Raw genomic sequence first — 8,381 nt, forward strand, 5'->3', positions numbered from 1 at the left:
ACAGTGGTCGACCGAGGTCACAGGATCATGCCGACGGAACTAAGCTTGCTGCCAACCAGGGTGTCTCTGGGTGAGGACGAAGCTCTCGATAGCTTTCTCGAGCGCCTCACCCAAGCCAACGATCTCGACCCTGAGCACATCCTGGCTGCGCTCCGCCGCGGCGAAGGCGCAACCCATACGACACTCGCGTTCTTCATGACGGCGCCCACCAACACCGTGCTCGCGCGAATCGAAAGGCTCAGCGGCATCCCTGCCGAGCGGCTTCGAACCGCGACTCTCATGCGCTTCGACGCAGGAAGGCCTCTGTACCTCGATGCCCTCAATCCGTTAGACAGGCACAGCTATCGCAGGATCGTGGTGCAGGGGTGGTTTCCTCCCTTCGGCACGCAACTCTGTCCTTTATGCGTTGCACAGCAGGGAATCTGGCGAGTTGGTTGGCGATTGCCGATCGTGGCCACGTGCATTCATCACGGCACCTATCTGACCACCGAATGCGGCGGCTGCGGCCAACGGTTTCGCAGCCACCGGTACTGGCCATTGCGCTCGGTGCTCGGACCGGAGCAACCGTGCGGCAATCCTGTCGTCCTGCGGCAGCCGTGTCTTCGCTCGGTACTCACAAACGCCGCTGAGCCGGCGAACGGCCCTGCGCTCGACTGCACGGAAGCCGTCCATCGAGCGATAAATGGGCAGACGGTGATCATGTTCGGCACACCTGCCGACCCTCGTACTTTTCTTGCCGAACTCCGCAACCTTGCAACACTTTTGCTTCATCTGGGAGCGAGGACGTCGGCCCAGACTGCCGTATCGTGGGCGGGCGATTTGCGCGATGAGGCGCGGGCTCGGTCGACGCGCGTTCGTGGAGCTCGTTGGGGCTTCAGTCCCCCGCACAGCGCAATGGTTCGCGGGGCCGTCCTCGGATGCGCCCACGAAATTCTGATGCAACGGAATCTTGAGGCTGGTGGTGCCCGGTTGAGTGAGTGGATTCGCTTCGTCGAAGACGAGAAGAACGGTCCCGCCGTCTGGCTAATTAATCGCACCAAGAGAACGCCGACGATGGAGCGACTGATCGCCGCGTCTGTAGCCGACCGCCGCGATGTGGGTCGACGACTCGATCACGGTCGCCGCTGTCGGAGGATTCAACCATCGGCGATACCCCAGATGATAGATGTCGGCATTTATCGTCAACTGTTCACCGGCATGCTTGGCGGCTACGAACGCACCGGCCGGCTCTATGTGTCGCTATGCATGGTGAGAGCGATTGTCTTAGTGAAGAACTGGGCCGACGCGGCTGTCAGGATTGGGCTGCCGCCCGACCTCGGCTCCCGTACCTCACGCGCCGCGCGTGCGCGGATGCGCGCAACGCCGGAGGCGCTTCAGCGCCAAATCAACCTGGCGCTGAACAGCCTCCCCGCGAGCAGAGACTTTCGCACCCTCGAAGCGCAGGTCCGGTTGCTGGCTCGCAATCCCGCCGATTGGTACCCAGCTTGGCGCCTGTCGACCACCCCAGCACGGAGTCCTGACCTGTGGGTCTACGCCGTCACATGGATGTGGTGCGAGGTGGCACAAGGCTGTCTTGACAACAGTCCGGCGTGGGCTGTGCCGCCTTGCCATCGCATCAAGGCCGGCTATCGCGCCTTTCGTGACCGACTGCCGGTCGCAGCCCAGGATTCGCTGCGCCGACTCGTTCTTCCGGCCCCAGCGCGTTGAGATCAGACACGCGTGCGCGCTTCCGGCGCCGCCGCCGGGTCTGCGTCGATGACTCAGTGCGGCGGCGCTCCGTCTCCGCTGCAGTATCACGAATTGCACGCTTGCTCAGCGTGATCGCTTTGAGGTGCTCCGCGCTGATCCGGTATGAGCCGTCCGTAATCGCCGCAACGGTCGCTCGACTGACTAGCTTTCGCAGGTCGCCAACGTAGCCCTGCGTGCGAAACCATAGTTCGCCGGCCAGCTTCAGGAAGAGCATTCCCGGCTCACCTGCGGGCAGGTGTGGCAGCACCAACCTTTCTAGGTCACGTACGACGCGTTGCCATTCGGCTTGTTCTTCCTCGGTATCTACGCCGTAGGGTGCGACGGAAAACTCCGTTAATCGACATGCGATCTGTGGGTCGTTCACAAGGTCGCCGTTTGCGAGGTTGGCTCCGACCAGGACGAGGGTCGCGCTCGAGACCTGACCAAGTTTGGTGTTGATGCTCTTGATGTGGTCTAGAACATCGCGCCCACTCTTGGAGTCGGTCTTCAGAAGATGCGCGTCGTCCATGACCACGATCTGGGTGCGGTGCAGACGTAGCCCATGCATCGCTCGATGAGTCAGATCACGTGTGAGGCCGGTGCTCGCAAGGTTGAAACCGTTGAGCAACTCGGTGGTCACATCATTGACTTTGGCGGCCGAACCCAAGTCGATCCAAATCACAGGACATAGGTCGGCCTCTACACCGTCCGATGGATAGTGGACGGGACGCCCCCGACGGTCGTGCAGCGCATCATGGGTCCATTCCACATATCGTCTCTGTGCCCACCGCAGCATGAACGTGCTCTTGCCAACGTAGTTCGGTCCGGTCAACACGACGATCTGTTTGGCGCCCGGACCTTCCAGCATGTTGTCCCGGACGGTCCGGTCAAGAGCATGCTCGATCTCGGTAAACGCCGCTGTCGGAAGGTAGAGCCGGGCGAGCCACGCCTCGAGTTGCTCGATATAAGCATTTCGCGCCTGGTCTGACATGGCGTTCAGTTGCTTGGACGATCGGCTGGGAGGCGCGTGCGGTAGCTCTTTGACGCAGTTGTCGTGCCACTCCTGCGAGTCCATCGCCTACTCGGTTTCCAGCAAGTTGTCCCACGCCCGCCTGATCGACGAAGTCGGCAACGTCCGCGGCGCGATGCTGCGCACGGGATTGGCGCGTTCCTGGGCAGCTTCTGCCTCGGCATGATCGATACGCGACTGTTCGACCCGTTGTGCCGCAGCAGCCGTCTTGCGGCGATCCGCTTTCGATCTTGCCGACGTGAGTTCGCCGAGTTCGTTGATGATCAGTTGGGTTGTCAAGCCGCGCTTGAACACATGGTTGCCGCCGCGGCGTCTGATCTTGCGGCAGAGCTCGTCGAGGATGACATCGGTCATTGGTGCGTCGACTTTACTACGGCCGACCCATTCAATTGGTTCGATCCTGTCGGTGGATTCGTCATGAAACCATATGCGGGAGAGATCGTTTGGATCGTAGAAGAACGGCGCCGCCCGGTCCTTCTCGCGGAATCGACCCACCTCGACATAGCGCAACGGCTCGAAGACAAGCGGGTTTTCGTATCGGAGATTGGAGAATTCCACTCCCGCTGGCCCGATGGTGCCCCACTTGATAGGTAAGAATTGGTAGATCAGGTCGTGGCGCTGGGGCACATCGATACGACCAGTGGCTTCGACCATGACGTCCCATAGGTCGAGTGGACACATCTTGGCGGCCTCGGCGCCCGGTTGGATGAGACCGTCGTGTCCGTGTCTGTGGTAATCGAGCGCAATGAACTTTCGCAGGTGTAGTTGCAGTTCGCGAGCCGTCAACAGCGGCTCATCGGCGACGAGCCGACCCCGCTCAGACACGTTCCGCCCCTTGTAGCCCGGAATCTGCTGCAAGCCACGTTGGATCGTCTCATGCCACCGCTCGACCTGCGGGTTGTCGGTGGGGTTGCCCGGACGGCTGAGTAACAGGTCGATCTGAAGATCGCGCAGAAGTGCACGGAAGTGCACGCTGGTGAAGATCGCGGCGTTGTCGCAATGAATCGCATCCGGCATCACAGACGGGATCGGATGCCGGCCCTGCAACGTGTCGAAGTCGACCTCCAGGTCTTGACGCCACACCCTGCCCACCGCACTCGAAAGGTCGACCGTCTTGGGCAGGCCGACCCATCTCCAATCGCTGACGGTCGTGCCTGCGACGAGCATCGAGAACGGCCTGCAGACGTCATAGAGGAGTAGTCCCGCTTCGAAGCCATTCGCGCTCATCGGGACCACCCGGAGCGCCAGGACCACGCGTGTGGCGACGTCGATAGCGGTGATGATCTCAACGCTGAGCGGCCTACCGTTGAAGGTGTCGTATACGAGATTGTCGGCTCGCGTGACATCAATCGCTACCACTTGGCCGGGCCGAACGCCTGGGTATTGTGTTGAACCTGAGGCTGTTTGCAGCTTCTTGGTACGCTGCGACCTGGTGGTCTCACCTCTCTGGTGCTTCAAGTTCGAGAGGAACTTCTGCGTCGTGCGCTGCGGCGCGTGGTAGTCGTCAATGCCTGCGTTACGGAGCTTGACCAGCACTCGTCTGTGCATCTCTTGGATCGCCAGATTCGATCTATCACCGTCCAGAGTCGCGAACTCTTCCTCAGCGATCGCGCGGTAGCGCGGATCGATGACTTCCCACGACAGGCTCTTGCGGATGTGCCGCCCATCGATCAATCCGAGCAGTCCCTTCTGCCTCCAGCTTCGCACCCAGTTTCTGATGGTGCTCTCGTTCGTCCCGACCGACGTCAGCTCGCCGTCTCGCAAGCGGCGCTGGACCTTACGGTCATTTCGACCCTCCTGAATGAGAACCGACGCCATTGCTACGGCCCGCTTCGACTCGGATACGCCAAACCCTGGACCGAACGGAGGGTATGGTTCGCCGGGTCGTCTGAGTTCAGGATGACCATCGCGGTATCCAGTCACGATCTCGAGAACAATTTCGAGTTTGTTGAGCGCGCGTTCGCGGGCTTTGTCGTCGAGGCTGTCCCAGAGCGGTCGGAGAGTCCGAGCGACGGCAACCGGCCGGCCATCGACGATATTCTGCACGAGCGGAAGATCGTTCCAGTCCCTATGCCGAATGTTGTTGAGACAGTCGCGAAGATCGACACCCGTAGGGTCGAAACGAACGACGAGCTCCGCACCCGTCTCCGTGAGCACCCGCGCTCCCTCGTAGAGAAATGTCCGGCCGGCGTTCATCGCAATACTTCGACAGATAGGCGCACAGACGTGTCCAGCCCCCACTGGCACGTCGTGTCGATACTCAAAGCCCCCTTCCAAACCATATGCCAAACAGACGATTTCAGTTCACCGGAGCCGTCGTCCGCGTCAAACAACGCTCCGAGGGTTGCTTCGTGACCGGAGACGAGGTCAACAATCTGGCGTTCATGAAATTGCAACCATGATGGCTCTCTTCTAAACCCGTTCAGCCACATGAGATTCAGCCGCTCAGCTTGAGCCATTTCGCCGAACACCTCATAGCGCCATCCCACAGCAGCGCACGCGTGCTCTGTGATGCGGCTCTGGGCCCTGAACTCGTCGTCCTGCTTTTCGGGTGCGCGTACGTCCCAGATAGTCACGCGCCCCTCGACATCAACGGTTAGAAGGTCGGGAGTGTGACGTCCAGGCAAACCTCTCCACGCGAGCCGGAATGGCTGCGAGACCATCCAGGCGACACGCGGGTCTCTGTCGAGTCTCCGGAAGAGGTCGTGCTCCAGTCCGGATTCGAGATGCACGCTCGCACCGTTAGTCATGGAGTGAGCCGTCACGGGTATATGGCGGCTGAAGGTGGACGAGACAATCCTTCGCATTGGTTCGAGACTGTGCACCGGCGGCGAGCTACTCCGCTGCCACATCCACACGATTTCGGTGCCCTGCAGCCTGAACGTCCACGTAAGCCCTGGCGCGCGCAATGCCAAGGCGTCAAGGAGATCGTCTTCATCGTCACTCGAAGGCATGGTTCGAACCTTTTCGTCGGTTCCCGCGCGCCAAGAAGGACAAGCCCCCGCGCGAGACCAGCGCGGACTATCTTACGTGGTCAAGACGATGGTGAATAGCACAAGTTGATTCTGCGAGGGTGTTGAAATGCGCTCTAGCCCAACCGATCTTCTAGTTTACGGGTAGCTATGTTAGGTCCGCGACACCAATTATTTTGAGCGGCGGATGCCACTCTACAGGCTCGTCGATCCCGAGGCGACGTAGATGCACCAGCGCCTGGTCTGGTTGCTGGGGCGCCGTCCGCGGCAGCGTTTCGTCGGCGGATTCGCCCCTGATCCTGAGCCAGTCCTGCCACTCGAGCCGAGCCGAGTAGACCAACTTCCTCCGACGCGCGTAGTCGATTTCTGAACCCTGAGTTACGAGATAGTCGCTCAGACTGATTAGCGTTCTGCATATAGAGTTCCAGCGCGGCAACGAATAGAGGAGCTCGAGTTGTTCATTCACGGTGCGGTGGGACGGGCGCGCAGACAACAGTTTCTCTGCACCACCGATCGTGATATTGCTGCCGACGATGAGCGTGGCGATCGATAGCGCGCGCCTCATATCCGCATCTACTGACGTATCCGCGAGCAGCTTCTCGCACCAGGTTGGCCACATCAATGCGGGTAGTGTCGCCGCGAAGCTCCAGTCATCGAGATAACTGCGCCGTGGGGCTTCGGGCGCTGGAGTTGCCGCGCGGTAGCGGAGTTCGCCCTGCGCTCCAAGCTGTTGCCTACTCGCCTTAATCGTGATCGCCGCAGCTAGCGCATCGTCGGTGCGACACCAGAGCAACTCGGTCTGGCGGGCTTTGGCGTCTTGGCTGTCTACCAGCCACCGAAGCCGGCTCGCTGATTCCTCAATGGTTTCGGCGCCTAAGACCTTGACAGCAACGGTTATCCCCACGGCGGCCTCAACGGTCCGCATCGATGGGTAGGAATTCACCGCACTTCGTCCACGGCTCGGATTCGGTTCCGCGGAAAGTTCATCGAATGTGAATCCGCCTCCCAGTCTTGCTGCGGTTGCCAAGCCGTGGCGTGCCGCGAAGTTGATCGTTCGATTGGCCAGACTCCGGACCGCTTCCAGTGGCTCGCGGCGGGAACGCGTCTGCCGCGCAAGCAATCCGCTCGGGCGTGCTCCGCTGAGAAGGCTGTCGATGAAGCGTTGCGCTTTAACGACGTCGTGCTCGCTCCCAACCGCAGTGGTGGGCACCGACGTGAGATCGCAGCCGCACCGACATTGGGTCGGCATCGGAATGCTTGTGTAGTTCTGCCGGCGCCGCTGATCCTCTCCACAACTCGGACATTGAGCAGCCAGCAACCGGCCGTGGGTTGTGCATGCGAATGACCAGCCCAACCGCCACACGAGCCGCCATCTGCCGCTCGACTCGTGTAGGCACTCGGGACAGAACCTCGACCCCGGTAACACGCCGAACGGGAATGTGCGGTCGGGTTCGTGTGAATCGGTGAGGACGGGTAGACCTTTGACGGCGTAGTCGTCGAGTGTCATCGTTGCGATGTCTTCGGCCGGGGTGCCCGTTAACACTTGAAGAGAGTTCAACTGGTACTGCGGCAGCCACCAAATCCATTGCGGCTTCGCGGCTATCGGTAGATGCAATTGGCGAGATACATCGCCGAGCGTAACTCCCATGACAGCCGCCGTCGCATCCAACCATGAATCGATGCACTCCCCTGACGCAGGCTTGACCCGCACAGGCAAGAGAGCGGCGGTCACCATTAGCCGGATCCCCGTCTTGTGGCTCGATCCGGAAGCAGCCAGTCTGCTCGTAGCCGAATGCGCATACTTCAGGAAGTCACGCGAACAGCCGCATGTCCGCCCTACTAGTGGTGCCACGATCGCGCCGGTCTCAGCTAGGAACTATGGCGTCGCCGAGTCGAGTGCGGCGAGGGCATTATCGCTATACGTTGACCCCGGTACGTTTACATCCACGAGCTGGCTGAGTTCGGACTGATCGAAGTAACCGACCGCCGCAAGATCCACATGGCTTCACGAAATTGAGGAGGACCACGATGAGTGAAGGCAAGACATTCCGTCGGATGAACAACAGGATCGACGAGCTGGTCACCGATCCCCTCATCGCGGATGACGTGCGCAGCTACGCAGCTGAACGCGAGAACGCAAACCGGGTCTACGCCGAAGGTCTGGCCGACATCCGCCGAGCAGGAAACCTGACGCAACTACAGATCGCGGCCGCACTGAGCACTGACCAAGGCACGATCTCACGCATCGAGCGTCGCCACGACCTTCTCCTATCGACGCTGCGCGACTATCTCAAAGCCGCAGGGATCGAGCATTCACGAATCGTCGTAGAACGCGACGGAGTCGAAATCAGCATCGACCTCGACACTTTCGCCCAGTAGTAAGAGACCAGGACCTGCTTCAACTTGGCCAGCCCAGAGGTCGTCGACGATCAACGAGCGCGACATCAGCCACAAGGTGTCGGGATTGCCGTCGACGAGGTGCGCTCCTCGTCCGTGTTGGCGGCCTGGGCGGCCTCTCGTATGGCCAAACGCCGCAAAGCCGCTCGTTCGTTCATGTCGGCCCTCGCAGTCGGACCCCGAAGCACGCGTCCATCTTCGAGGACGATCCAGCCTGAAACCACCAACCACGGCAGGCTCTTGAGCACATCCGC

The 8,381-nt window shown here is 60.7% G+C and carries 7 protein-coding genes; 2 read left to right on the forward strand and 5 right to left on the reverse strand.

Going from position 1 to position 8,381, the window contains the following annotated elements; translation table 11 throughout:
- The first annotated feature begins 27 nt into the window (after nt 1–27).
- Nucleotides 28–1,707 (forward strand): TniQ family protein, encoded by a 1,680-nt coding sequence (locus tag H7J93_RS28715; protein ID WP_267309655.1) that lies wholly within the window; start codon nt 28–30, stop codon nt 1,705–1,707.
- Here H7J93_RS28715 and H7J93_RS28720 read toward each other — a convergent pair.
- The 4 genes from H7J93_RS28720 to H7J93_RS28735 all read right to left on the reverse strand — a co-directional run bounded on the left by H7J93_RS28720 (nt 1,616) and on the right by H7J93_RS28735 (nt 7,465).
- The gene (locus H7J93_RS28720; RefSeq protein ID WP_267309656.1) at nt 1,616–2,803 is read right to left on the reverse strand and encodes a TniB family NTP-binding protein; all 1,188 of its coding nucleotides are present in this window, start codon (nt 2,801–2,803) and stop codon (nt 1,616–1,618) included. The two genes, H7J93_RS28715 and H7J93_RS28720, sit on opposite strands and share 92 nt — an antisense overlap.
- A 3-nt stretch (nt 2,804–2,806) precedes the next feature.
- Nucleotides 2,807–4,915 carry an integrase gene (locus H7J93_RS28725; RefSeq protein WP_267309657.1) on the reverse strand — a complete coding sequence of 703 codons (2,109 nt, stop codon included), beginning with the start codon at nt 4,913–4,915 and terminating at the stop codon, nt 2,807–2,809.
- A 35-nt stretch (nt 4,916–4,950) separates the two neighbouring features.
- Nucleotides 4,951–5,712, reverse strand: coding sequence for a TnsA-like heteromeric transposase endonuclease subunit (locus H7J93_RS28730; RefSeq protein ID WP_267309658.1), 762 nt, complete (start codon nt 5,710–5,712; stop codon nt 4,951–4,953).
- Nucleotides 5,713–5,878: 166 nt separating this feature from the next.
- A complete protein-coding gene (locus tag H7J93_RS28735) occupies nt 5,879–7,465 on the reverse strand; it encodes a TniQ family protein (RefSeq protein WP_267309659.1) in 1,587 nt (528 codons plus the stop codon).
- A gap of 293 nt (nt 7,466–7,758) precedes the next feature.
- Between H7J93_RS28735 and H7J93_RS28740 the strand changes: the two genes are divergently transcribed.
- A complete protein-coding gene (locus H7J93_RS28740; RefSeq protein ID WP_267309660.1) occupies nt 7,759–8,109 on the forward strand; it encodes a helix-turn-helix domain-containing protein in 351 nt (116 codons plus the stop codon).
- A gap of 65 nt (nt 8,110–8,174) precedes the next feature.
- Here H7J93_RS28740 and H7J93_RS28745 read toward each other — a convergent pair.
- Nucleotides 8,175–8,381 (reverse strand): hypothetical protein (locus H7J93_RS28745; protein ID WP_267309661.1); only part of this gene is annotated, 207 nt, incomplete at its 5' end.

Origin of the sequence: Mycobacterium barrassiae (assembly GCF_025822765.1) — a bacterium.
In the GTDB taxonomy this organism is placed as follows: Bacteria; Actinomycetota; Actinomycetes; order Mycobacteriales; family Mycobacteriaceae; genus Mycobacterium; species Mycobacterium barrassiae.